This window comes from Bradyrhizobium sp. FW305-F6 (genome assembly GCF_058782905.1).
In genome coordinates this window covers 1,477,421-1,498,843 of sequence record NZ_JBYSYD010000001.1, presented here as the reverse complement: position 1 = coordinate 1,498,843, position 21,423 = coordinate 1,477,421, and the positions used below count along the sequence as shown (strand labels likewise).

General features: G+C 65.4%; 20 protein-coding genes. 8 read left to right on the top strand and 12 right to left on the bottom strand.

From position 1 onward, the window contains the following. Nucleotides 1-32: 32 nt before the first annotated feature. A complete protein-coding gene (locus tag AC3WLX_RS07205) occupies nucleotides 33-320 on the bottom strand; it encodes a hypothetical protein (RefSeq protein ID WP_492335258.1) in 288 nt (95 codons plus the stop codon). Between the two features lie 415 nt (nucleotides 321-735). Between AC3WLX_RS07205 and AC3WLX_RS07200 the strand changes: the two genes are divergently transcribed. Both AC3WLX_RS07200 and AC3WLX_RS07195 read left to right on the top strand, forming a co-directional pair. Beyond that, nucleotides 736-1,980 carry an efflux RND transporter periplasmic adaptor subunit gene (locus AC3WLX_RS07200; protein WP_492335257.1) on the top strand — a complete coding sequence of 415 codons (1,245 nt, stop codon included), beginning with the start codon at nucleotides 736-738 and terminating at the stop codon, nucleotides 1,978-1,980. A 29-nt stretch (nucleotides 1,981-2,009) separates the two neighbouring features. Next, complete coding sequence (locus AC3WLX_RS07195) at nucleotides 2,010-5,126, top strand: efflux RND transporter permease subunit (RefSeq protein WP_492335256.1); 3,117 nt, start codon at nucleotides 2,010-2,012, stop codon at nucleotides 5,124-5,126. A 109-nt stretch (nucleotides 5,127-5,235) separates the two neighbouring features. Here the strand turns inward: AC3WLX_RS07195 and AC3WLX_RS07190 are convergent, their stop codons facing one another. The 7 genes from AC3WLX_RS07190 to AC3WLX_RS07160 all read right to left on the bottom strand — a co-directional run bounded on the left by AC3WLX_RS07190 (nucleotide 5,236) and on the right by AC3WLX_RS07160 (nucleotide 10,803). Then, nucleotides 5,236-6,198 carry an amidohydrolase family protein gene (locus tag AC3WLX_RS07190; protein ID WP_291619693.1) on the bottom strand — a complete coding sequence of 321 codons (963 nt, stop codon included), beginning with the start codon at nucleotides 6,196-6,198 and terminating at the stop codon, nucleotides 5,236-5,238. Between the two features lie 52 nt (nucleotides 6,199-6,250). Then, on the bottom strand, nucleotides 6,251-6,808 hold the full coding sequence (locus AC3WLX_RS07185; RefSeq protein WP_492335255.1) for a P-loop NTPase family protein: 558 nt from the start codon (nucleotides 6,806-6,808) through the stop codon (nucleotides 6,251-6,253). A gap of 84 nt (nucleotides 6,809-6,892) precedes the next feature. Beyond that, nucleotides 6,893-7,243: an addiction module antidote protein gene (locus tag AC3WLX_RS07180; RefSeq protein ID WP_492335254.1), complete on the bottom strand. Its 351-nt coding sequence runs from the start codon at nucleotides 7,241-7,243 to the stop codon at nucleotides 6,893-6,895. Next, nucleotides 7,243-7,533 carry a type II toxin-antitoxin system RelE/ParE family toxin gene (locus tag AC3WLX_RS07175; protein ID WP_492335931.1) on the bottom strand — a complete coding sequence of 97 codons (291 nt, stop codon included), beginning with the start codon at nucleotides 7,531-7,533 and terminating at the stop codon, nucleotides 7,243-7,245. The genes AC3WLX_RS07180 and AC3WLX_RS07175 overlap by 1 nt, the downstream gene beginning before the upstream one ends. A gap of 111 nt (nucleotides 7,534-7,644) precedes the next feature. Then, nucleotides 7,645-9,042 (bottom strand): TolC family outer membrane protein, encoded by a 1,398-nt coding sequence (locus AC3WLX_RS07170; protein ID WP_492335253.1) that lies wholly within the window; start codon nucleotides 9,040-9,042, stop codon nucleotides 7,645-7,647. A gap of 218 nt (nucleotides 9,043-9,260) precedes the next feature. Next, complete coding sequence (locus tag AC3WLX_RS07165) at nucleotides 9,261-10,040, bottom strand: enoyl-CoA hydratase (protein ID WP_492335252.1); 780 nt, start codon at nucleotides 10,038-10,040, stop codon at nucleotides 9,261-9,263. 109 nt (nucleotides 10,041-10,149) lie between these two features. Continuing rightward, nucleotides 10,150-10,803 (bottom strand): hypothetical protein, encoded by a 654-nt coding sequence (locus AC3WLX_RS07160; protein ID WP_492335251.1) that lies wholly within the window; start codon nucleotides 10,801-10,803, stop codon nucleotides 10,150-10,152. Between the two features lie 291 nt (nucleotides 10,804-11,094). Between AC3WLX_RS07160 and AC3WLX_RS07155 the strand changes: the two genes are divergently transcribed. Both AC3WLX_RS07155 and AC3WLX_RS07150 read left to right on the top strand, forming a co-directional pair. Beyond that, nucleotides 11,095-11,640, top strand: a complete 546-nt coding sequence (locus AC3WLX_RS07155; protein ID WP_492335250.1) for a sigma-70 family RNA polymerase sigma factor — start codon at nucleotides 11,095-11,097, stop codon at nucleotides 11,638-11,640. A gap of 2 nt (nucleotides 11,641-11,642) precedes the next feature. Then, nucleotides 11,643-12,281 (top strand): NrsF family protein, encoded by a 639-nt coding sequence (locus AC3WLX_RS07150; protein ID WP_492335249.1) that lies wholly within the window; start codon nucleotides 11,643-11,645, stop codon nucleotides 12,279-12,281. Between the two features lie 12 nt (nucleotides 12,282-12,293). Here the strand turns inward: AC3WLX_RS07150 and AC3WLX_RS07145 are convergent, their stop codons facing one another. Next, nucleotides 12,294-13,397, bottom strand: a complete 1,104-nt coding sequence (locus AC3WLX_RS07145; RefSeq protein WP_291626129.1) for a DUF2336 domain-containing protein — start codon at nucleotides 13,395-13,397, stop codon at nucleotides 12,294-12,296. 57 nt (nucleotides 13,398-13,454) lie between these two features. Beyond that, entirely contained in the window at nucleotides 13,455-14,612 is a 1,158-nt protein-coding gene (locus tag AC3WLX_RS07140) for a GGDEF domain-containing protein (RefSeq protein ID WP_492335248.1), read from the bottom strand. 432 nt (nucleotides 14,613-15,044) lie between these two features. Between AC3WLX_RS07140 and AC3WLX_RS07135 the strand changes: the two genes are divergently transcribed. The 4 genes from AC3WLX_RS07135 (at nucleotide 15,045) to AC3WLX_RS07120 (ending at nucleotide 19,384) form a co-directional block, all read left to right on the top strand. Continuing rightward, nucleotides 15,045-15,614, top strand: a complete 570-nt coding sequence (locus AC3WLX_RS07135; protein WP_025035047.1) for a sigma-70 family RNA polymerase sigma factor — start codon at nucleotides 15,045-15,047, stop codon at nucleotides 15,612-15,614. Further along, nucleotides 15,611-16,306 (top strand): hypothetical protein, encoded by a 696-nt coding sequence (locus AC3WLX_RS07130; RefSeq protein WP_492335247.1) that lies wholly within the window; start codon nucleotides 15,611-15,613, stop codon nucleotides 16,304-16,306. Before AC3WLX_RS07135 ends, AC3WLX_RS07130 begins: the two co-directional genes overlap by 4 nt. A 16-nt stretch (nucleotides 16,307-16,322) precedes the next feature. Further along, complete coding sequence (locus AC3WLX_RS07125) at nucleotides 16,323-18,035, top strand: S8 family serine peptidase (protein WP_492335246.1); 1,713 nt, start codon at nucleotides 16,323-16,325, stop codon at nucleotides 18,033-18,035. A gap of 581 nt (nucleotides 18,036-18,616) precedes the next feature. Next, nucleotides 18,617-19,384: a TIGR03809 family protein gene (locus tag AC3WLX_RS07120; RefSeq protein ID WP_492335245.1), complete on the top strand. Its 768-nt coding sequence runs from the start codon at nucleotides 18,617-18,619 to the stop codon at nucleotides 19,382-19,384. A 146-nt stretch (nucleotides 19,385-19,530) separates the two neighbouring features. Here AC3WLX_RS07120 and AC3WLX_RS07115 read toward each other — a convergent pair whose 3' ends face one another. Both AC3WLX_RS07115 and AC3WLX_RS07110 read right to left on the bottom strand, forming a co-directional pair. Beyond that, entirely contained in the window at nucleotides 19,531-19,836 is a 306-nt protein-coding gene (locus tag AC3WLX_RS07115) for a GIY-YIG nuclease family protein (protein WP_291631817.1), read from the bottom strand. Between the two features lie 190 nt (nucleotides 19,837-20,026). Further along, the gene (locus AC3WLX_RS07110) at nucleotides 20,027-21,400 is read right to left on the bottom strand and encodes a TIGR03808 family TAT-translocated repetitive protein (protein ID WP_492335244.1); all 1,374 of its coding nucleotides are present in this window, start codon (nucleotides 21,398-21,400) and stop codon (nucleotides 20,027-20,029) included. Between the last annotated feature and the right edge of the window lie 23 nt (nucleotides 21,401-21,423).

The window sequence follows — 21,423 nt, the reverse complement described above, 5'->3', positions numbered from 1 at the left end:
GAATGGCAGCGAAAGCTTCAACAATTCCATCCTCACTCCGGCGCTGCCCCCACCGGCGGACCGCCCGGCGGGCGGTGCAGGAAGGTCAGCGAGGCATAGGCGCCGACCCAGGAGCCGATCGCCGCGAACGCGACATAGAAGGCATTGTCGGTGTAGCTGATCACCGCATAGGAGGACAGCAGGTACCAGACCGCGCTCCAGTTCGCCGCCGGCACGCGCTTGCGCGCGATCACGGCGGAGGTGAACATCACATAGACCGCGTCGGTGGCCGCCGTAGCGATGAACACGGCACCTGCGGTGAGGGGATCAATGGCGGCCATGGCGATCCTTCTTGTGTTGATGAAAGTCCGAAATCAAGGGAGAGGCTCGGTCACGCAAAAACCTGCCGGCATTCCCGGCCTTATCTGGAGCCAAGTCGGGCGCGCCGGCGGATGACGTCGTACATGCTGCGTTCATCGAGAGCATGCCATCTGGCCTCGGCATGTTGAAGGCAGCGCGTCATGCCGCGATTTGTCGAAGGCACCGGCACGACGTCATCGCCGGCGATACCGTTCAGCAGCCATCCTTTCCGATCGCCGGCGAGAAGCTGACATGAAGCTTACAGCTCTGCAAATTTTAACGCTAACAGCGAAGAGCCGGGCGCTTTTTAGGTTGTTCGAAATCGGAATTCGGGACTATTAGCGCGACCGATAGGGCACTCATTCGCCGAGATCGTCGCAGGCACGACCGGGCTCCATGACAGCAAAAAATACGATGCGATTGCATGTGTTTACAAAACGACGGATGATCTCTTCCGTAGTTTTACTGGCCCTTGCCGGTGCCGCTGCCTACGGCGTGCTCTACGCCGCGCCTAAAGAGAAGAAGCACTCCGAGATCTCCAGCCAGTCGCGCAAGAATGCGGTGGCTTTCACGCCGACGCCGTCCGAATGGGCGACGCTGACCATCGAGCCGGTCAAGGCGAAAAGCTTCCGCGCCGAGTATGTCACCGAAGGCAAGGTCGCGATCGACGAAGACCGATCGACGCCGGTGTTCTCGCCCTATGCAGGCCGGGTCACCAAGCTGCTGGCCAGGCCGGGCGAGATGCTGAAGCAAGGCCAGCCGCTGTTCACGATCGAAGCCGCCGACACCGTGCAGGCCCAGAACGATTTCATCGCGGCGATGACGGCGCAGAACAAGGCAAAGTCGGCGATCGACCTCGCCGACCTCCAATTCAAGCGCGCCAAGGACCTGTACGAGGGCCACGCCATTCCGCTGAAGGATTATCAGCAGGCGGAGGCGACCCAGGTCCAGGCGCAGAATGACATGCGCTCCTCTGTGACGGCGCTGGAAGCCTCGCGCAACAAGCTGCGTATCCTCGGCTTCACCGACGAGGCCATCAAGGCGTTCCAGGAAAAAGGCGTCATCGATCGGGAGATCACGATCTATTCGCCGATCTCCGGCACCGTCGTGCAGCGCAAGATCGGCCCCGGCCAGTACGTCAACTCCGGCGCCAGCGATCCGGTCTTCGTGGTCGGCGATCTCTCCACGGTGTGGCTCACCGCCTTCGTGCGCGAGAGCGATGCGGCCGCAGTTTGCATCGGGCAGGACATCACCGTCAACGTGATGGCGCTGCCGGGCCGTCCGTTCAGCGCCAAGATCAACTACGTTGCCGCCGCGATAGATCCCGCCACCCGCCGCCTGCTCGTGCGCGCCACCATCGACAACAAGGATGGGCTGCTGAAGCCGGAGATGTTCGCGAACGTCACGGTCTATTCGGCCGGCGACCGCGCCGCACCCGCCGTGCCGAAGCAGGCGCTGATTTATGAGGCCGACAAGGTCCGCCTCTGGGTTGCGCGCGAGGACAAGTCCGTCGAGCTGCGCCAGATCAAGATCGGCCTCATCAACGGCAACCTCGTCGAGGTCACCAGCAATTTGAAGCCCGGCGAGCAGATCGTCACCAAGGGCAGCCTGTTCATCGACCGCGCGGCGTCCGGCAGCTGATCGACGACCCAAGAAAATTGAAGACCTGAATGGATCGTCTCGTCGCCCTTGCCGTCAACCGGCGCTTCCTGATGATCGGGATGTTCGCGGCCGTCCTGATCGGCGGCCTGATCGCGTTCAGCCGGCTCAACATCGAAGCCTATCCGGATCCGACCCCGCCGATGGTCGACATCGTGACGCAGAGTCCCGGCCTGTCGGCGGAGGAAATCGAGCGCTACATCACCATCCCGATCGAGACCCAGGTTGCGGGCCTGAAGAACATCACGACCATCCGCACCATCTCGCTTTACGGCCTCTCCGACGTCAAGATCCAGTTCTCCTTCGCCTACACCTATGACGAGGCGGCGCAGCAGGTCCTGAACCGTCTGGCGCAGCTCGCGCCGCTGCCCGGCAACGTGCAGCCGCAGATCTCGCCGCTCAGCCCGATCGGCGAGATCTTCCGCTACCGTCTCGTCGGGCCGCCGAACTACAGCGTGCTCGATCTCAAGACCATCCAGGACTGGATCCTCCAGCGCCGCTTCCGTGCCGTGCCTGGAGTGATCGACGTCACCGGCTGGGGCGGCAAGAGCAAGACCTACGAGATTCAAGTCGACTTCAACAAGCTGGTCGCCAACGGGCTGACGCTGCCGCAACTGCTTCAGGCGGTCGGCAATTCCAACGTCAATGTCGGCGGCAACACCGTCGATATCGGCCAGCAATCGGCGGTGGTGCGCGGCGTCGGCCTGATCCGCTCGATCGACGACCTCGCCAATACGATGGTGGCGCAGACCGGCGGCAATCCGGTGCTGGTCAAGGACGTCGCCACCGTCACCGTCGGCGAGAAGCCGCGTCTCGGCATCGCCGGCCTCGACGAAACCGACGACATCGTGCAGGGCATCGTCCTGATGCGCCGCGGCGAGCAGAGCTCACCGACCATCAAGCGCGTCCACCAACTCGTCCAGCAGATCAACAACTCCAGCATCCTGCCGCCCGGCGTACGCATCGAGCGTATCTACGACCGCGGCGACCTGATCGAGCTCACCACCCACACCGTGCTGCACAACATGGTGGTCGGCATCCTTCTGATCGTGCTTTTGCAGTGGATTTTCCTCGGCAATCTCCGCAGCGCGCTGATCGTCGGCGCCACGATTCCGTTCGCGCTGTTCTTTGCCGTGATCATCCTGGTGCTGCGCGGGGAATCGGCCAACCTGTTGTCGGTCGGCGCCATCGATTTCGGCCTGATCGTGGACGCCACCGTCATCATGGTGGAGGCGATCTTCCGTCGCCTGACGCAGACGACGCCGGTCTCGGAATCCGGGCATATGTCCTCCGAGACGCTATTCGGCATGAAGAGCCATGCCATCCTCAGCGCGGCCGCCGACGTCTCGCGCTCGATCTTCTTCGCCGCGGCGATCATCATCGCCGCCTTCCTGCCGTTGTTCACGCTCTCCGGGGTCGAGGGCAACATTTTCGGGCCGATGGCGCGGACCTATGCCTACGCGTTGGCCGGCGGGCTGCTTGCGACGTTCACCATCACGCCGGCGCTGTCCGCGATCATCCTGCCCGCCCATGTCGAGGAAACCGAAACGAAGGTGATGCTGCTCCTGCACCGGTTGTACTCGCCAGTGCTGCATTGGGCGGTCGCCAATCGCACCATCGTCCTCGGCGCTGCGGTCGGCCTCGTGCTGACGACGGTCTTGCTCGCCCGGCTGCTCGGCCTCGAATTCCTGCCGAAGCTGGAGGAGGGCAATCTCTGGATCCGTGCCACCCTGCCGCCGACCATCTCGCTCCAGGAAGGCAATTCCTACGTCAACGAGATGCGCAAGCTGATCCGCGCGCGGCCGGAGGTCGAGTCGGTCGTGTCGCAGCACGGCCGTCCCGACGACGGCACCGACGCCGCCGGCTTCTTCAACGCGGAGTTCTTCGCGCCACTCAAGCCCGTGAGCCAGTGGCCCGGCACCCGCGACAAGGAGGAGCTGACCGCGCAACTTCTCAAGCAGCTCGACGATCGCTTCCCCGGTGTCGAGTTCAACTTCTCGCAATATCTCCAGGACAACGTGTCCGAAGCCGTCTCCGGTGTGAAAGGCGAGAACTCGATCAAGCTGTTCGGCAGCGACCTCCAGGCGCTGACCGACACCGCCAACAAGATCAAGCAGGTGCTGGCCACCGTGCAGGGCGTCACCGACCTTGCGGTGTTCACCTCGCTCGGCCAGCCGACCGTCCAGATCGACATCGACCGGGCCAAGGCGGCGCGCTACGGCCTCGCGCCGGGCGACATCAACGCCACCATCAAGGTCGCGATCGGCGGCGACACGGCCGGCGATCTCTACGAGCCCGGCAGCGACCGTCACTTCCCGATCATCGTTCGCCTCGCGCCGGAATACCGCCGCAGCGCCGAGGCGATCCAGAATTTGCGGATCGGCGCGCCCGGGCCGAACGGCACCGTCACGCAGATCCCGCTGAGCGAGGTCGCCACCATCAGCCTCGTCTCGGGCGCGGCCTACATCTATCGCGAGCAGCAGGAGCGCTATCTGCCGGTCAAGTTCTCGGTGCGCGAGCGCGATCTCGGCAGCGCCATCCGCGAGGCTCAGGACAAGATCGCCGAGCAGGTGCAGCTGCCGCCCGGCTCGCACATGGAGTGGGTCGGCGAGTTCGGCAACCTCCAGGACGCGATCCGCCGCCTGTCGATCGTGGTCCCGATCTCGCTCGCGCTGATCGGCGTGCTGCTCTGGTTCAATTTCGGCTCGATGACGGACACGCTGCTCGCGATGAGCGTGATCCCGATGGCGATCTTCGGCGGCGTGCTTGGCCTCTTGATCACAGGCACGGCATTCAGCGTCTCCGCGGCGATCGGCTTCATCGCGCTGTTCGGCATTGCCGTGATGGACGGCATCATCATCCTGTCGCAGTTCAACCAGCTCATCGAAGAGGGAATGGACCGCATGAGCGCAGTCGTTCGCACCGGCGAGCTCCAGTTGCGACCCGTGCTGATGACCTGTGTCGTCGCCGGCGTCGGCCTGTTGCCGGCGGCCCTGTCGGAGGGCATCGGCTCGCAGGTGCAGAAGCCGCTCGCAGTCGTGGTCGTCACCGGCATGATGCTGGCGCCGGTCGTGATCCTCGTGACCTTGCCGGTGCTGATCTCCTTCTTCTCCCGCCGCGCGCGCTGACGCATGATCCGGAAAAGTGCGTAGCGGTTTTCCGAAAGATCATGCGCAAAAAAGATCAGCGCGATGGTGCTTCATCGATCTCATCGCGCTGTAACGCGCAGCGGTGATCTCAGAACCCGTAGAGCCGCGCCGGATTGCCGACCAGGATCTTCTTGCGCACCTCCGCATCCGGCGCCCACACCGGCAGCTGGTTGAGCAGGCGGCCGTCGTCGATCTGGTAGAGCGGGGCGATGTCGGTAGGCTTGCGACCCTCGACGCGGCTCGAATCCGGATGCGGCCAGTCGGTACCCCAGACGATTCGGTCCGCATTGGCCGCGATCAGCGCGCGGGCATAGGGCACCATGTCCTGATAGTCGGGGGCGAGCTTCGAGGAGCGATAGGCGCCCGAGATCTTCACATGGGCCTTGCCGGACTTCACGAGCGCAACGAGATCGGAGAAGCCCGGCTGCTCCAGCCCGAGCGAAGCTTCGAGGCCGCCGAAATGGTCGAACACGACCGGCACCGGCGCCGTCTCGACCAGGTCCTTGATCGCCGAGATCATGGCCAGCGTGGTGTAGAGCTGCACGTGCCAACCGCGCGTCTTCATGCGCTCGACGGCGGCGGTGAAGCGCGGCCGGCCGACAGCGGGATCATTGACGCCGCCCGTCGCCAGATTGAGGCGGATGCCGCGGAAGCCGTCCTGATGCATGGCATCGAGTTGGGCCTCCGTCGTCTTGTCGTCGATCACGGCGACCCCGCGCGCGGTCGCGCCGCGCGCCTTCATGCCGAACAGGGTGGAGGAATTGTCGGTGCCGTAGACGCTCGGGGTGACGATCACCACGCGTTCGATGTGCAACGCCTTGTGCAGCGCGGCCATCTCCTCCGGACTGGCCGGCTCCGGCGTGTACACGCGCCCGGCGAAGAACGGGAATTTCTCGACGTCGCCATGGATGTGCGTGTGGCAATCGCAGGCGTGCGCGGGGACGTCGAAATTGACCGGCGTCGCGGGCTGTGCCGCACGTGCCTGCGCTTTGCTGGTCATGGCTACTCCGGCGGCAAGGGAGGCGAGCAGGACGCTGCGTCGGCTGAGCATGGTTTCTCTCCCGGCTTGTTGTTTTTATCGGCGAGTGGGGGAGACTATCACATCAGCCGGGCAACCGCTCCGTTTCGCTGCATAGCTGCCCGACAAGACCCGCAAGCGGACGTGAGCCGTCCACGCGCACGACCGGGCAGGGCAGGCCCGAGAGCCACGCTTCATGCTTGGCGAGACTGCGGCCTTCGCGATCGCCGGCTTCGTAACGGGAAGCCCATTCGACGAAGTCTTCGGTCTCGCCATGGCGCCAGCCACCCGGCGCGACAGCATCAGCGCCGAAATGGGCGGCCTCGCGGGCACGCAATCGTTTCATCCGGATCTCGCGCGGCGCAGTCACGAAGACGACCAGATCGAAGTACGAAACGAGCTCTTCGCCCCAGCCGGTGACGGATCCGCTCAGCACCCAGTCGAGACGCGGCAAGAACATCTCGCGCATCAGGCGCAGGCGATCGGCGACGGGGCGGGTCGTTCGATAAGGCGGCACGGTCGGCAGCCAGAAATAGTCGTCGCTGTCGTGATGCGGCAGCGCCAGCCGGCCCGCGAGCGCGCGACCGATCGTGGTCACTCCGGAGCCCGAGGCTCCCATCAGATGGATGCGGCAGCTCTTCATATGCACAACCTGAGACTGGCCGAAAAGACGTGAAAACCGCCGGAAAACGGAGATGGGACGTATGAGGGCGACTCACACGCCCGTTCAGGAGGCGCGGCGGCGCCTTGATGTCCGTCCGCTTGTCGCGGGTTGGGCCGACAATGTCAGGCCCAACGCGCCGAGGATGCGCATGACCGTGCCAAACTCGGGATTTCCCGTCTCGCCGAGGGCCTTATACAGGCTCTCTCGGTTCAAGCCGGCCTTTTTCGCGATCCTGCTCATGCCGCGCGCGCGTGCGACGAGCCCAAGCGCGTCACGCACGAAGTCGGCATCGCCGGTCTCCAGCGCAGCCGCGATATAGGCCGCCTGACGCTCCTCTGTATTGAGATAGTCGGCGGTATCGAAACGCGTCGTCCTGGATGTCGTCTTCAACGCCGATTTTGCTGCCTTCGGCATCACAATGTCTCCGCTAGTTGCTCGGCTAGCTTGATGTCTCGTCGTTGCGTCCCCTTGTCGCCACCGCAGAGCAGGATCACGATCTGTGCTCCGCGCTGCACATAGTAAATCCGGTAGCCCGGGCCGTAGTCGATGCGCGTTTCCCGGACATTACGCCCGACGCTTTTGCTGTCACCGGGGTTGCCCATCTCCATGCGGCGAATACGAACGGTGATCCGGGCAACCGCGTTGGCGTCTTTGAGGCGCTCCAGCCACTCCGAAAAATGTCCGGTTTGCCTTACCTCGACCATAAGCTGCAATTGTAGCCCATAGGCTACAGAATGTCAAAGAGGCGGGAGGCTATGGTGGCAGCTCGAGATGCTGATGCGATATGGTTGGGCTTGGAGGTGCTGCGCGCGAGGCTACTGCCCCGACGGCGTCCGCAGGCCGTGCCAGGCGTCGCGAACCTGATGGTAGTGCACCTCGGGCAGATAGTCCGGCGTGTTCAGGTTCAGCGTCTTCACGTCGAGATGGCCGATCGCGCTGAGCAGCGTGTAGGAGGCGATCACGCGGTCGCGTTGCGCGCCGATCAGGCGGGCCTTGGCCAGGATCAGATCGGCCTGCGAGTTCAGCACGTCGACGGTCGTGCGCTGCCCGCCGGCGGCCTCGCGCTGCACGCCCTGGAGCGCCACGGTCGCAGCCTTCACCTCGGACTCCGAGGCCGACACCGTGACCTTGGCGCCCTCATTGGCGACCCAGGCGCTCGTCGCCGCAGCGCGTGCCTGGTTGCGTATCTGGTCGAGCACGAGCCGGCTCTGCGCCGTGATCTCCTTGGCCTGACGAGTCTGCGCCGCAGCCTGGCCGCCGTCGTAGATCGGTGCCGTGACGTTTGCGACGATGGAGGCCTGGTCCTCCGCGAACGTGCCGAGCGTCGGGTCGTTGTTTCGGCTCTTGCTGGCGCTGCCCTGGATGGTCGCGCTCGGCAGCAGCGTGCCTTCGGCGATGCGGATGTTGGTGGAGGCGAAATCGACATCGAAGCTGGCGGCCATCACCGCCGGATGCTGGCGGATCGCCATCGTCTGGGCATCCTCGCGGCTCTTCGGCAGATAGCGGTCGACGGCTTCGGCGGGCCTGAGCTGCGACGGCGCATTGCCGATGACCTGCGCATAGGTGGCCTGGCTGACGGCAAGCGCGACTTCGGCCGCGTTGAGATCGGCAAGGCCGCGGTTGAGGCGGGCTTCGGCCTGGGCGGAATCGGTCGGCGTGACGTCACCGGCGTTGAGGCGGCGCTGGGTCACCGCGAGCGTTTCGCGCAGGAAGGCGACGTTGGAGCGCTGTGCCTCGACCAGCGACTGGTTGGCGAGCACGTTGGTGTAGGCGGTGACCGCATCGAGCAGCACGCCCTGGCCGACATTGCGCAGCGCCTCGCGGCCGGACTGCACCTGAAGCTCGGCGGCCCGCACGCTGTTGGCGGTGCGGAAACCGTTGAACAGGGTCTGCGTCACCGTGACGCCGACGATCCACGGCTTCAGATTTGCGGTTTGGATGGTGTTGTCGGGCAACAGATTGCGCACCGATTGCAGGCCGGCGCTCAGGCTGGCGACGATCTGGGGCCGGTAGCCTGCGAGCGCCTGCGGCACGTTCTCGTCGGTCGCGCGCTGGCGCGCCCGTTCGGCATTGAGCTGCGGATTGGTTTGATAGGCCTTGGCGAGTGCCTCGGGGAGAGCCTCGGCCCAGGCCCGGGAGGAGGGGGCGCAAGAAAGCGCCAGCGCGGCCCATGTTGCAAACACGGAAACCACGCCCGATCGATGCCGCATCATCACGCGACCAGCTCTGGCGGCACGCCCAATCATGTAATCCCGCAAACCTTGCCTGTCCGCCCCCGCCGACGGCGGCCGTCTTAACTGTTTAACCAGCGCAGGTCTCGCAGGCAAACTGCCGCGGGGAAAACCCCCATGAAATCCGTGCTTGTTGCAGCTTCGTCACAGCGATTTCCATCGGGGCGAGAGAGACTTACACCAGCCTGACTGGTTTGCCTCTATCGGTTCTTGTTCACCGGCTTGCGCTTCTCGATGAACGCCGCCATGCCTTCGGAACGGTCTTCCAGCGCGAAGGTCGAATGGAACAGGTTGCGCTCGACGCTCATGCCCTCGGCGAGCGTGGTCTCGAAAGCGCGATTCACCGCTTCCTTGGCCATCGCGGCCGCAGGGCGCGACATCGCGGCGATCTTCTCGGCTGCCGCCATCACGTCGTCCATGAGCTTGTCCGCGGGTACGATGCGGCTGACGAGGCCCGAGCGCTCGGCTTCCGCAGCATCCATCATCCGGCCGGTGAGGCAGAGGTCCATCGCCTTGGACTTGCCGATCGCACGCGTCAGGCGCTGGGTCCCGCCAATGCCGGGAATGGTGCCGAGCGTGATCTCGGGCTGGCCGAACTTGGCGGTGTCGGCGGCGATGATGATGTCGCACATCATGGCAAGCTCGCAGCCGCCTCCCAGTGCATAACCGGCAACTGCGGCGATCGTCGGCTTGCGGCAACGCGCGATGCGGTCGCCGCCGATCGCGGCGAAATCCTCGGAGAACATGTCGATGAAGCCTTTGGGCTGCATCTCCTTGATGTCGGCGCCGGCGGCAAAGGCCTTCTCGCTGCCGGTCACGACGATGCAGCCAATGGCGTCATCGGCCTCGAGATCCTCGACCGCTGCGGCGATCTCGCGGAAGACGCCGAAGGAGAGCGCGTTGAGCATCTTCGGCCGGTTCAGCTTGATGATGCCGACCGCACCCTGGCTTTCGACGATGATGTGTTCGAACGTGCTCATGCTCCACCCACGCTTTTGATTGGATGAGCAATGTGCCCGCTGGCGCGGTGGGCTTCAAGGGGGCCGGACCGAGCTGCGCGTTGGTCGCGCGTCCCGGCGGAACCTGCGATCAAGCCATGAACATGCGCGCGGCAGAGGCCAGGGTCAGCAGCGTGCCGACGCCGATGAAGATCTTGCCGATCAGGGAGCTCTGGTCCCAGGCCGAGCTCTGCTGGCTGGCCATCACCGGTGCCGGCCGTGGCTGCGCCTCGGTTGCGGCAATCACCGCCGTCTGCACCGGCGGGTTCTCCTGCACGGCACGATCGATGTCATTGATCTGATCGGGCGCGACGACCTGGCTGTCCTGGCTCTCTGTGCTGGTATTATCGGCTGCTGCCTGGACGTTGTCGTTGGCCCGATTGGTCATCGCGGAGGCCGCAGCGGCACTTGGCGTGTCGGCGGTGAGCTGTGCATTGGCGTTGGCGACCTCGGGCGGCATCTGGGCCCACGCCGGCATCTCAGCATCGCTCTTGTTGATCTTGTCTTGCTTGGCCTCATCAGCCTTGGCCACGGCGTCCTTCTTGTCGGATTTCTGGGCAGCCTTGCTGCTGCCGCTGGTACGGCGCGCGTCATGGCGGCGGGGCTTGGCCGTGTCGGATCCCTTCGCGGCGCCGTCGGATTTGTTGCTTGCGGCCGAATCCGGCGCCGCCTGTGCAACGCCCCCGAACAGCAAGACAAGCCCGGCCAAGAAGATCAGGGCTGCGCGCGTGCTGGCTTTCATCATGTCGACGATCTCCCCAATTCCGCCCGTCCCGGCTGCGAACAGAGACCCCGGCGCGTGACGACAGCGGGGCAAAAAAGGGGAATCTTCGGGCTACGCCCGCCAAAAAAGCGGCAAACGCTCGCGCGCAAGCTGGCTGCCCGATGCAGGCGGCACCGATCGGTGTTATGAGGCCTCGCAGACGTCGACGGCGGCTTTGGTCGCGCAGGTGCGGTTTTGATCACGAGTTTGTGATACGAACGTTGTGCGCGTAACAAATTGATTGAGCGGCCGAATTGCAAGTGAGGGGCGCGGGTGCGCGGACGTGAGGACGAATGGACCGGCCTGATGCGGTCGGCCATGGCGGGCGATGATGCGGCGTATCATCGCTTGCTGAAGGCAGTCGCGCCGGTGCTGCGCGCTGCCGCGAGGCGCGGCTTGGCGCGGGCTGGTCAGCCTCCCGATCAGGCCGAGGATATCGTGCAGGAGATTTTGTTGGCGGTGCATCTGAAGCGGCATACCTGGGACAGCGAAGCTCCTTTCGCGCCCTGGCTGTTTGCGATCGGCCGTAACAAGCTGATCGATGCGCTCCGGCGGCGCGGCAAGCGTGTGTTCGTCAATATCGACGATTTCGCCGAGACGCTGCCGGGCGAGGCGGCGCAGGAGACGGCTTCGGCCGGCGAGGTCGCCGCGCAGCTCGGCACGCTGCCGCAGCGCCAGCGCGACGTGCTGCAGTCGATCGCGGTCGAAGCCGCGTCGATCAAGGATACGGCGGCGAAGTTATCGATGAGCGAGGGCGCGGTGCGGGTGGCGCTGCATCGCGGACTTGCGGCACTGACGGCCAAACTGCGGGACCATTAGTCATGCACACCGATCAACTCATTCGCTCGCTCGCCGCCGACAACCCGCACCGCGCGCCGCGCGTCGGCGCCGTGCTGAGCATGGCGCTGCTGGTGGCTGCGCCCCTGTCGATCCTGATCTTTGCGACGTTCTTCGGCGTGCGCGCCGACGTGATGACCGCCATGCGCAACCCGTTCTTCGACATGAAGTTCGCGGTGACGCTGTCGCTCGCGATTCCCGCCATCATCGTCAGCCTGCATCTGTCGCGTCCCGAAGCCCTGCTGCGCGGCTGGGGCTGGCTCTTGCTGCTTCCCGTCGGGCTGCTCGCCGTGGCGATCGGCAGCGAGGCGATGATGGCGCCGGCAATGCCGATGACGATGCGCCTGATGGGCAAGAATTCCAGGGTATGCCTGGTGGCGATCCCCGCGATGTCGCTGCCGCTGCTTGCAGGGGCATTGTTCGGGCTGCGCCACGGCGCGCCGTCGCGACCCGCGCTTGCCGGAGCGCTCGCCGGCCTGGTGTCGGCCGGGCTCGCCGCGACCCTCTACGCCTCCCACTGCACCGACGATTCCCCGCTGTTCGTCGCGACTTGGTACACGCTCGCGACCGCGTTGGTGACCGCGATCGGCGCGCTGGTGGGGTCGAGGGTGTTGCGGTATTAGCAGCGCGCCGGCTCACGCCGCCGGGGTCGCTTGCAGCTGCATGCGGTGGAAGCGCAGGACCTGCTGCGCGGTCGACGCGCGCAGCGCCTCGTAAGTGTCGCGCAGCGTCAGCATGTCCGTCTGCGAGCCGCTGGAGAGCTTCTCGCGCATGGCGATGATGGCGCGCACGCTCGACCATTGCATGCCGGCGACCTTGGCGAGGATCATCACGCCTTCGGTGCGGCTCTCGATCATCATGGTCTCGGCGGTCTCGACCGCGACGCCTGCGAGCGCAGCCAGCGCCGCATTGGTCTCGTCGAACTTGCCCTGCTCGGCGAAGGCCTTGACCTGGAGCTCGTTGAGGCGACCGTCCGCGTGCAGCGACGTCACCAGCGCGCGGGCCATCTCGGTCTGCTTCGTCATGGCGACGGCGCGAACCCGTTGGGCCGCTTCCTCGACGGCCCGCGACACTTCGATCGCGAGCTCGGGATGGGCGGCCGCGAGCTTCTTGCGCACGCTTAGGGATGCCTTGGCGACCAGCCTCAGATAGTGATGACGCGGCAGGTCGGGCCGCAGTCCGATGCAGTTGGCGAGGTCGTCGTCGCGTTCGGCGCGGACGACGAGGTCGGCGAGGCTTTGCTCGGAGAGCCGCGCGCCGGGATTGCCGACGGTCGACTGCACCACGTCCTCGTTGCCCCGCGTCACCAGCACGTCGGTCAGCGCTTCCGACAGCGTATGCCGCAGCGAGATCGCCTTGAGGTGGGCCTGGCCCCTGGTACGCGCGATCTCGATCAGGGTCGCTTCGTCCAGCCGTTCCGATTTCGACAGCACCGGGCCGGCGACCTCGATGACCTCGTCGAGCGCGAGCGTACGGATGGTCTGCGGCGGCGCACCCGCGATCGGCGCCAGGCGTTCGGCAAGCAGCGTCCTGGCCGAGGTCTCGATCTGCCCGATCAGGCACTGGAACACGTCGTCGAACACGCGGACATGGTCGTCGGAATAGTCGAGGGCGTTGCCCGCGAAAAGATCGGTGACCCTGCGCAGCGTCTCGACCCGGCGCGCGACCGTGCCGTGCGAGAGCGCAGCCTGCAATTCGTCGAGCAGATCTTCGGATTGTCTTGAGGATTTGGATCTCATTGCCCTGTCCTGGAGCGTTCGGCCCGGCGTCTGCCGTGCCGGAAGAAAATGGATTGGTCAGCCCGTTGCAATGCAGTTGCGCCCCTGCGCCTTGGCGGAATAGAGCGCGCTGTCGGCGCGCGCGAGAAACGAGTCGGCAGTATCATTGTCGCGCAGCGTCACGACGCCCGCGGAAATGGTCACCCGGATGCTCGGGGAGAATGCGCTCCAGTCGAGGTCGGCGACGATGCCGCGCAAGCGCTCGAGCATGCGGCACGCCACGTCGCCCGGCGTGTCCGGCAGCAGCAGCAGGAATTCCTCGCCGCCGTAGCGCCCGAAACTGTCGGTCGCGCGGATGTTGGCGAAAATGGTGATTGCAAACGTGCGCAGCACTTCGTCCCCGACCGGATGGCCGTGGGCGTCGTTGATGCGCTTGAACCAGTCGAGATCGAACAGCGCGATCGCGCAAGGCGTGGAGTCCTGCCGTGACTTTTCGATCTCGGCGTCGAGGAGCCGCATGATGCAGCGGCGGTTGTAGGAGCCGGTGAGCTCGTCGAGCTCGGCCAGCTCCTCGATGCGCTGATAGGCCGCCTTCAGCTCGATGCTGCGGCGGTACAGGACTTTGCGCAGGGTGGCGCCGAACAGCCCGAGGAAGGCGCATTGGCCGATCACCAGCACGAAGCAGAGCATGGAGGCGGTTCGCTGCAGCAAGGTCGCGACCGGCAATCCGATCGGCAGGTCCGATCCCAGGAAAACCGAAGCGAGCCCGCAGGTGGCAAGGCCCCAGGTCAGTACTGCCTGACTCGAGGTCATGCGCAGCGTGCCGAACGCGAAGATCAGGAACAACACGGCGAGGAACGTGACCCCGATCGTCGGCACCGCGAGCAGGAACACCAGCTGCAGGGCCATATGCGCCGAGATCTGATAGACGGTGAGGTAATGATCGTCGAACCGGTCGCCGAAACCGGCTTCAGACAGCACCGTGAAGGTCCCGATGATCAGGAGGCCGCTCAGCCAGAACAGCGACGGAACGACCATCGAGACCGCGCCGTCATAGGCGTAGAGCAGCAGGACCGAGGCGCCCAGCGAATAGCTTGCGACCTGGGCGATGTACATCTGGCGGCGCTGCCGGGCCCGGCGCGCCTTGACTTCGGGAGCCGTCGTCTCGGGCACGGAGACGACATCCGCGACCTCTGCGGCATTCCTCTCCGGAAAGGACGTCGCGGCCGTGCTCATGGTCCCGCCATTGGTCGATGTCAGCGTAAAAACCTACGTGGCAAGCCTTTAGGTTTGGTATCCTTTGAAATCGAATCCGGAGCGTGCAGGACCGAACAAGGTGATCAGCCAGCTTGGGTTTACCGGCGATCAATATCGTTTGCGCTGCGGTCGAGCCGAAGCAGGGCTTGGCGCGACAAAGGTGGTGCAGGGCTGCTATGGAACCGGATGAGGCCGGCCGCCTGTGCCCGGACAGGCATTCCGCAGGGAAATACCGAGTATTATGATACCAATTCGGATTGGCGATGCTGACCACCACGGGTGGGACCAGAAAAATGCCCGTATGTGGGTTAGCTCACACAGGCCCCCGTATGACTGCGGTAGCATGAACAATTTTGCCCTCCCCGTCGAACCGTCCAGCGCATCGACCCGACCAACTTTGCGAGACGGCCATTGAGCGCGACACAGGCGGCTTCGGACGAGATCCTGATCGCCAGGATCGCTCAAGGTGACCGGCTTGCCATGCAGGTGCTGTACGGGCGGCACCATGTCAGGGTTTACAGGTTCGGTCTGAGGCTCGTGCGGGACGAGCAGGCGGCGGAAGACCTCATCAGCGAGGTGTTTCTCGACGTCTGGCGTCAAGCCGGCAAGTTCGAGGGCCGATCCGCCGTTTCCACCTGGCTGCTGGCAATCACCCGATTCAAGGCCCTGTCTGCGCTCCGGCGCAGGAAGGATTTCGAGCTGGACGAAGAAGCCGCCAACGCGATCGAGGACACGTCCGACGATCCGGAAACGGTGGTGCAGAAGAAAGACACCAGTGAGGCGTTGCGGGAGTGTCTGACGGGCCTCTCGCCGGACCACCGGGAAATCGTCGATCTCGTCTACTACCACGAGAAGTCCGTGGAAGAGGTGGCCGAAATCGTCGGGATACCGGAGAACACTGTGAAGACGCGCTTGTTCTATGCGCGCAAGAAACTTGCCGAACTGCTGAAGGCAGCCGGCGTTGAGCGAGGCTGGCCATGATGGCTTTGAGCAAGAAGATGCTGGAGCAAGAGCCCGGTGAAATTGAACTGCTGCTGCCCTGGCACGCTGCCGGCACGCTGAACGTGCGTGATGCGCGCCGTGTCGAGGAAGCGCTGGCGCGCGATCCCGAGCTGGCCAGGCAATATGCCGCCATCCGCGGCGAGTACGAAGAGACCATCCACCTGAACGAGAGCCTGGGGGCGCCGTCGTCGCGCGCGATGCAGAAGCTGTTCGCCGCGATCGACGCCGAACCGGCGCGTGCGACTGGCTCGCTGCCGCTGTCGGCGCGCATTGCGACCTTCTTCGCGAGCCTGTCGCCGCGCACGCTGGCGTGGTCGGCGAGCCTCGGCGCCGTCGCGCTGGTGCTGCAGGCCGGAATCATCGGCGCGGTGCTGATGAAGAACCAGCCGGCGACCTTCCAGACGGCTTCGGTCTCGACCAGCGCGCCGATCACGCGCGAACTCGGGTCATCCGCCGCGCCGTCGCGCGCGTTGGTGCGCTTCACGCCCGAGGCGCGCGTCGCCGACATCACTGCGCTGCTCGACAGCTACCAGGCCTCGATCATCGGCGATGCCAAGGGCGGCATGTTCCGCCTCCAGTTCGACAAGGCGATGAGCCAGGACGAGCTCGCCTCGCTGCTCGGCAGGATGCAGCGCGAGAAGTTCGTCAACCTCGCCGTCGCGGCGCCCTAAGGGCGCCGCTGAGCCGATGACGGGCAAGTCCAAGAGCAGGTTGCGCGCCAAGGCCCACGCGTCATCGGTCGCCGCCGTGCTTCTGATCGCCGTCTGTTTCGGTGCCCAGCAAGTGCAGGCGCAGGCGGTCATGCGTACGCCGACGATCAGCGTGCCCTCGCGCACGCCGACCATCACGCCGAGCATCACCCCGCGCGTCAGTCCCAATGTCGCGGCGCGCCCGGTCGGCGTCGCCGGCGGCCCGCGGACCATGGCGACCATTCCCAACACCACCTCGCGCATCCGGCCGACGGTGCCGGTGCTGCCCTATGCACGCTATTCGCCGAACCTCTATCCGGCCTGCACCGCGCCCAATCGCGGGGCCGACGGCGAATGCGCGGGCCAGCCGAGTGCTGGCGGAGATGGCATCGGAAAATCGGGCAAGAAGACCGCCGGCAAGGGGCGCGGCAGCAGGACGCCGGCCGCGGTGACCTCGACCAGCTTCGCAGGCGAGTTCGTCGCCGAGATCGACGCTGCGCTGTCGTCGGCCGAGGCCGACCAACTGGCGCGCCGGCACGGCTTAAGGCGCATCTCGTCGGAAAATTTCCCGCTGATCGGAGCCACCTTCGGCCTGTTCCGGATCAGCGACGGCCGGCCCTACGAGACGGTGCGGCGTGAATTCGCAGCCGACGGCAGCGTGCGCTCGCTCCAGCCGAACTTCCGCTACGTGCTCCAGGATCAGAGGTCGTCGCGGACGACCGAGGGCGATCCTGCGCAATATGCGCTGACGAAGCTCCGCCTGCCGCAGGCGCATACGCTGGCACATGGCGCCAACGTGACGATCGCCGTGATCGATTCCGGCATCGACGCCAGGCATCCCGAGCTTGCCAATTCCATCGCCGATAGTTTCGACGCGCTCGGCAGCTCCGAGGGACCGCACGTCCACGGCACCGGCATCGCCGGCGCGATCGTGGCACATGCCCGGCTGATGGGCAGTGCGCCGGAGGCCCGCATCATCGCGATCCGGGCTTTCGGCGGCGCCAATGGCGGCGCCGAAAGCTCGTCCTACATCATCCTGCGCTCGCTGAATTATGCCGCCGAGCACGGTGCGCAGATCATCAATATGAGCTTTGCCGGCCCGAAGGACGCGGTCATCGAACGCGCCATCGCGGCGACCGCCGCGCGCGGGCTCGTGCTGATCGCCGCCGCCGGCAACGCCGGCCCGAAATCGCCGCCGCTCTATCCGGCCGCCAATCCCAACGTCATCGCGGTCAGCGCGACGGATCAGCAGGACCGGCTGTTCACAGCGTCCAACCGCGGCAATTACATCGCCGTCGCAGCACCCGGCGTCGACATCTTCCTGCCGGCGCCGGACGGCAAGTACCAGATGACGTCGGGGACCTCGTTCTCGGCCGCCTACGTCTCCGGCGTCGCGGCGCTGCTGCTCGAGCGCAACCATGCCCTGAAGCCGGAAGCGCTGCGGACGACCCTGACGAAGACCGCGCGCGACCTCGGCTCGCCCGGGCGCGACGAACTCTTCGGCGATGGTCAGACCGATGCGTTTGCCGCAGTGATGGCAGTTCCCGCCGACAGCGCGTCGCCGGTTGCGGCGGCACCCGGTACAACAAAACGTGAAGATGCCGCCAAGCGCCGCGATGAGCCGGGCAGCCGCGCGATCGAGCAGCCGTCGCTGTCGAGCACGGACGATAAATCCACGATTTCTCAGGCGGATAGGCCGGCGACGCGATAGCGTCTGCGACAAAGATGCGCGCGAAGCCGAAAGCAAAAAAGCGAACGCCGCCTTGAACGTTCAGCCAGCTGCCACGACCAAATTATGTGGGAGCGGTCATCCCTCCCCATCGGTCATATCAGGCGCGAGCGCCCATCCACCCCAAGCGCCCATATGGCTTGACCCGTCCGGTTGTCCCCCCGGACGGGTCTTTTCTTTTCAGAGCGTTTTCCTCCGACATGGATTCCGTTCGCGCGAAGAGCATGCGTCAAACCGAAAATCCAGAGCTCTGATCTTCCTTCGATCAAAACCGAGACTCCGGGTGTCCGATCCTTCGAAGTCTCCCATTCGTTCATCTTGCGGTTGAGGTTCTCCGGAATTTGGCTCGCCGTCGCGCGCGCAATGCGCCGCAACTCCGTTATGCTTGCGGGGAGCTTGACTCGAAAACACGGTAATTCTCCGCACGACTACGGTGTTTGATGACGAACGCCGTGTCGCTGCTGGACAAGTCAAAACTTTTCCACAAAATATTCATGTCGCGTCTAAATTGATTCGTGTGCGTTGCGTCTCCGCGTCCGTATTTTCTCCCGACGGGCTGGTTCATGACACATCGCCTAGAGTTTATCCGCGACGCGGCTGGCAGCCGCCAGATTGCGGCGCGCTGGTGCGCTCTCGCCGAGCAGCGCCTGCAGCATCTCTCCGAGATGTTCGAGACCGGCCGCTGGCGCCGCTATCATTCCGAGATCGCGTTCCTCGAAAACATCCAGGAAGCCAAGCGGGCAGTCCAGACTTGGCGCGCGCTCGCAACCGGCGGTGACGTCGCCGAGGCAGCTGCGAGCGTAACGCCTGCCTTCGGTTGGTCGCCGGCGGCGATGCCGCGCGAGCAGCCGCCGCACACCGTGCAGCCGAAGGCCGTGCATATCGTGCCCGAGACCGCCGTGCCGGTCAGACTCGACCCGCAGCCGGATGTGCTCGCGGAGATCACCGAAGCCCCGATTGCGCCGCTCTCCGAGCCGCCGGCGCTGGCGCCGCTCACGGTGCCCGATGTGGCGGCATTGCCCGCAATGCCCTCGTTCACCGCCCCAGCCGAGATGCCGCTGCTCAGGGCTCCCGCGGCGAAGGCACCGCTCACTGCGCCTGCCGTGAGGTCACCACTCGCGCCCGCCGTGGCACCGTTCACCGCGCCCGAAGTAAGGCCGCCGCTCGCGCCGCCCGCTGTGAAGACGGCGCCGGCGGCCATGACCGCGCTCCTGCCGCAGTTTTCCCCGCCCGCCGAGGAAATCGTCGCCGCCCCCGAGCGCGTCGTCGAATTCACCTTCAGCCTCGACGGCCTGGAAGCCAAATACCCGTTGCTCAGGAACGCATTCTGAGGCGGTGAGTGAGGCTAGAGAGTATCGGCCGTGTTTCGCGCCCCGTCATCCTGAGGTGCGAGGCATGGGACGCGACGCGTCCCATGGGGAGCCTCGAAGGATGAGCGGCCCATCTGCCGCCCCCATCTGTCGCCACAACGAGCTTACTACTTCGACCTAGGCGCTCCCGCGCGTCGCCGCGCAAACTTGCTCACCGAACTCCAATCGGAACGAATGAGTGCTTCCTTCTTGGCGCGGCTCCACCCCTTGAGCTGACGCTCGGCGGCTATCCCATCGGTGATCCGATCGAAATACTCCGACCAGACCAGGATGACCGGGCGTCTTGAATAAGTGTAGCCCTGGTGAATTCCCGCATTGTGTTCATCGACACGCTTGGACGTGTCCTCGCCGGTCGCGCTTCCGATATAGAACGAGCCGTCCGCGCAGCGCAGCATGTAGACATAGATGCCCACAACATCATCCTTCGAGGCTCCCCACGTGGCGCGTTGCGCCACGTGTCTCGCACCTCAGGATGACGGCCGTGTTTGGGTTGTCAAGTTTTGATGCAACAATCTCAGGATATCATCCTGAGGTGCGAGGCATGGGACGCGACGCGTCCCTTGACGAACTCCGAAGGATGCGTGGCCCAGCTCTCAGCCGCGCCTACCGTCGCACCGCATTGCCGCCGACCACGATCTGGGCGAACCGCTGGGCTCCATCGGCCGAGAGATCCGATGTCACCGCCCGGGCGTGGTCGAGCCCGACCACCGCACCGCGCGGCGTCTCGGAGATCATGTTGTTGTTGACGAGGGCGGTGCCCGCGCCCGGCATCACGGAAACGCCGACACCTGCCAGCGCCTTGCGGATCACGTTGCCCGTGATCGCGACGTCGCGCAGATATTTGCCCCAGCCGGCGACGATGCCGTAGGACGGCGCGTTCTCGATCACGTTGCCGGTCACCGATGTGTCAGCCTCGACGTAGATCCCGACGCCGGCATCGTCGTCGGGCGCCGTGCCGATCGGCCGTTTCGGGATCAGGTTGCGGATGATGTTGCCCTGGACCACCGCGATGCGGCCGCCTTCGTTGAAATTGCAGACGGAGACGCCGACGGCAGCGCCATCCACGATGTTGTTGGCGATCACTGCGGCCTCGAACGCGAACTCGGAATAGAGCGCGACCTCGCGCACATCGCTGACGCTGTTGCCTGATATGTGGATGTTCGAGGCTGAGTTGCCGCGCACGGCCGAATAGTCGCAATTCCTGATGCGGTTGCCGCGCACGATCACGTTGCCGGCACGGAACGCGTTGATGGCATTGCCGTACTGGCCCGAGCCGCCGGGCCCCGCCTTGATGTTCTCGATGCGGTTGTCCGCCACCAGCGTGCCATCGTCGCCGATCGCGGTGCGCAGGATCTCGATGCCGTTGTCATTGGTGCCGGTGATGGTGTTTCGGGACACGCTGAGGCCCCGGGCATCGAACGAGACCACCGCCGTCAGCGCGATGTCAGTGAAGATGTTGCCGGAGATCTCGCCCGCGACCTGCTCGAGCCAGATGCCGCTGCCGCCGGAGTTCGCGATGGCGCAATCGGTGATGCGAACGTCCTGGCCGCCGAGGACGTGGATCAGGCCGCGCCGCGCCGGCAGCGGGATGTTGCCGCCGTCGAAGGTGATGCCGGTGAGGCCGATCGCATCGGAGCCGTCGCTCTGGATTGCCGAGGCCCCGCCGCTGAAGACGAGCCTGGTCGCGCCGCGCACGCCGATCAGTTGCGCGCCCCTCGGAAGCCGCAATAGGCCGGCCCGGTAGATGCCGGGCGGCAAGGCGAGCGGCACCTGCGCCCGAGCGGCCTCGTCGATCGCACGCTGCAGGGCGCGGGTCTGATCCTCGCTGCTGCCGGGCCGCACGCCGTATTGCGTCGCGTCGCGGCCGAGCAGCGACGTCAGCGGCGCCGCGCGCGCAGCGTCAACTGGCATGACGAGCGCGCCGGCGGCAATGCCGGCGGTCGAAGCCCCGATGAGATGACGGCGATTGAGGTCCATGACGCGTCCTCCGGCGGACGCGG

Bases quoted from the DNA above. Each gene is read 5' to 3' on its own strand.
- AC3WLX_RS07200 (WP_492335257.1), top strand. From the start codon at position 736: ATGACAGCAAAAAATACGATGCGATTGCATGTGTTTACAAAACGACGG.
- AC3WLX_RS07125 (WP_492335246.1), top strand. From the start codon at position 16,323: ATGACGGGCAAGTCCAAGAGCAGGTTGCGCGCCAAGGCCCACGCGTCA.
- AC3WLX_RS07145 (WP_291626129.1), bottom strand. From the start codon at position 13,397: ATGAGATCCAAATCCTCAAGACAATCCGAAGATCTGCTCGACGAATTG.
- AC3WLX_RS07165 (WP_492335252.1), bottom strand. From the start codon at position 10,040: ATGAGCACGTTCGAACACATCATCGTCGAAAGCCAGGGTGCGGTCGGC.
- AC3WLX_RS07130 (WP_492335247.1), top strand. From the start codon at position 15,611: ATGATGGCTTTGAGCAAGAAGATGCTGGAGCAAGAGCCCGGTGAAATT.
- AC3WLX_RS07170 (WP_492335253.1), bottom strand. From the start codon at position 9,042: ATGATGCGGCATCGATCGGGCGTGGTTTCCGTGTTTGCAACATGGGCC.
- AC3WLX_RS07160 (WP_492335251.1), bottom strand. From the start codon at position 10,803: ATGATGAAAGCCAGCACGCGCGCAGCCCTGATCTTCTTGGCCGGGCTT.
- AC3WLX_RS07195 (WP_492335256.1), top strand. From the start codon at position 2,010: ATGGATCGTCTCGTCGCCCTTGCCGTCAACCGGCGCTTCCTGATGATC.
- AC3WLX_RS07140 (WP_492335248.1), bottom strand. From the start codon at position 14,612: ATGAGCACGGCCGCGACGTCCTTTCCGGAGAGGAATGCCGCAGAGGTC.
- AC3WLX_RS07110 (WP_492335244.1), bottom strand. From the start codon at position 21,400: ATGGACCTCAATCGCCGTCATCTCATCGGGGCTTCGACCGCCGGCATT.
- AC3WLX_RS07180 (WP_492335254.1), bottom strand. From the start codon at position 7,243: ATGCCGAAGGCAGCAAAATCGGCGTTGAAGACGACATCCAGGACGACG.
- AC3WLX_RS07175 (WP_492335931.1), bottom strand. From the start codon at position 7,533: ATGGTCGAGGTAAGGCAAACCGGACATTTTTCGGAGTGGCTGGAGCGC.
- AC3WLX_RS07190 (WP_291619693.1), bottom strand. From the start codon at position 6,198: ATGCTCAGCCGACGCAGCGTCCTGCTCGCCTCCCTTGCCGCCGGAGTA.
- AC3WLX_RS07120 (WP_492335245.1), top strand. From the start codon at position 18,617: ATGACACATCGCCTAGAGTTTATCCGCGACGCGGCTGGCAGCCGCCAG.
- AC3WLX_RS07150 (WP_492335249.1), top strand. From the start codon at position 11,643: ATGCACACCGATCAACTCATTCGCTCGCTCGCCGCCGACAACCCGCAC.
- AC3WLX_RS07185 (WP_492335255.1), bottom strand. From the start codon at position 6,808: ATGAAGAGCTGCCGCATCCATCTGATGGGAGCCTCGGGCTCCGGAGTG.
- AC3WLX_RS07205 (WP_492335258.1), bottom strand. From the start codon at position 320: ATGGCCGCCATTGATCCCCTCACCGCAGGTGCCGTGTTCATCGCTACG.